Origin of the sequence: Acinetobacter sp. GFQ9D191M (assembly GCF_011174875.1) — a bacterium.
In the GTDB taxonomy this organism is placed as follows: domain Bacteria; phylum Pseudomonadota; class Gammaproteobacteria; order Pseudomonadales; family Moraxellaceae; genus Acinetobacter.
The window spans coordinates 1-1,949 of sequence record NZ_JAALGV010000119.1 but is presented as its reverse complement, the minus strand read 5'-3'; the positions used below and the strand labels follow the sequence as shown (position 1 = coordinate 1,949).

Sequence of the window (1,949 nt, the reverse complement as noted above, 5' to 3'; positions counted from 1 at the left end):
GTGGAGACTAGGAGAGTCGAACTCCTGACCTCCTGCGTGCAAAGCAGGCGCTCTACCAACTAAGCTAAGTCCCCAGCTTATCAATAAGTCAATGTTCTGATTTTCTGTTTTCTGGCAGATGGTGGGTCTGACAAGACTTGAACTTGTGACCCCACGCTTATCAAGCGTGTGCTCTAACCAACTGAGCTACAGACCCTCAGATACATCGTCATGAAGAACAACTTGTTGTGGATTCTTACCAATCGTCAATCTTTCGTTAAGGAGGTGATCCAGCCGCAGGTTCCCCTACGGCTACCTTGTTACGACTTCACCCCAGTCATCGGCCACACCGTGGTAAGCGTCCTCCCTAAGGTTAGACTACCTACTTCTGGTGCAACAAACTCCCATGGTGTGACGGGCGGTGTGTACAAGGCCCGGGAACGTATTCACCGCGGCATTCTGATCCGCGATTACTAGCGATTCCGACTTCACGCAGTCGAGTTGCAGACTGCGATCCGGACTACGATCGGCTTTTTGAGATTAGCATCTGCTCGCGCAGTAGCAACCCTTTGTACCGACCATTGTAGCACGTGTGTAGCCCTGGCCGTAAGGGCCATGATGACTTGACGTCGTCCCCGCCTTCCTCCAGTTTGTCACTGGCAGTATCCTTAAAGTTCCCACCCGAAGTGCTGGCAAATAAGGAAAAGGGTTGCGCTCGTTGCGGGACTTAACCCAACATCTCACGACACGAGCTGACGACAGCCATGCAGCACCTGTATCAGAGTTCCCGAAGGCACCAATCCATCTCTGGAAAGTTCTCTGTATGTCAAGGCCAGGTAAGGTTCTTCGCGTTGCATCGAATTAAACCACATGCTCCACCGCTTGTGCGGGCCCCCGTCAATTCATTTGAGTTTTAGTCTTGCGACCGTACTCCCCAGGCGGTCTACTTATCGCGTTAGCTGCGCCACTAAAGCCTCAAGGGCCCCAACGGCTAGTAGACATCGTTTACGGCATGGACTACCAGGGTATCTAATCCTGTTTGCTCCCCATGCTTTCGCACCTCAGTGTCAGTATTAGGCCAGATGGCTGCCTTCGCCATCGGTATTCCTCCAGATCTCTACGCATTTCACCGCTACACCTGGAATTCTACCATCCTCTCCCATACTCTAGCTAACCAGTATCGAATGCAATTCCCAAGTTAAGCTCGGGGATTTCACATTTGACTTAATTAGCCACCTACGCGCGCTTTACGCCCAGTAAATCCGATTAACGCTTGCACCCTCTGTATTACCGCGGCTGCTGGCACAGAGTTAGCCGGTGCTTATTCTGCGAGTAACGTCCACTTATCCCAGGTATTAACCAGGTAAGCCTCCTCCTCGCTTAAAGTGCTTTACAACCAAAAGGCCTTCTTCACACACGCGGCATGGCTGGATCAGGGTTCCCCCCATTGTCCAATATTCCCCACTGCTGCCTCCCGTAGGAGTCTGGGCCGTGTCTCAGTCCCAGTGTGGCGGATCATCCTCTCAGACCCGCTACAGATCGTCGCCTTGGTAGGCCTTTACCCCACCAACTAGCTAATCCGACTTAGGCTCATCTATTAGCGCAAGGTCCGAAGATCCCCTGCTTTCTCCCGTAGGACGTATGCGGTATTAGCGTCCCTTTCGGAACGTTGTCCCCCACTAATAGGCAGATTCCTAAGCATTACTCACCCGTCCGCCGCTAGGAATCAGGTGCAAGCACCCTATCCCCGCTCGACTTGCATGTGTTAAGCCTGCCGCCAGCGTTCAATCTGAGCCATGATCAAACTCTTCAGTTAAAATCATTTCGAACTTTATAAGTAAAGTTCTTAAACTTGGCTCATCAATTTTCTGACTTAAATTTCGCTCAAATAAACTTCGAGTAATTTCTACCAATCAATCAATGAAAATAATTTCGATCAATCAACCAGTAAAAATCCACACAAGTTGTTC

Annotated in this window: 2 tRNA genes and 1 rRNA gene; all 3 read right to left on the bottom strand. The window is 50.5% G+C overall.

The features are described from left to right. Nucleotide 1: 1 nt before the first annotated feature. Nucleotides 2-74: transfer RNA gene (locus G5T77_RS15205), tRNA-Ala, on the bottom strand. 45 nt (nucleotides 75-119) lie between these two features. Continuing rightward, nucleotides 120-196: transfer RNA gene (locus G5T77_RS15200), tRNA-Ile, on the bottom strand. 61 nt (nucleotides 197-257) lie between these two features. Beyond that, nucleotides 258-1,795, bottom strand: a 16S ribosomal RNA gene (locus G5T77_RS15195). Nucleotides 1,796-1,949 lie beyond the last annotated feature (154 nt).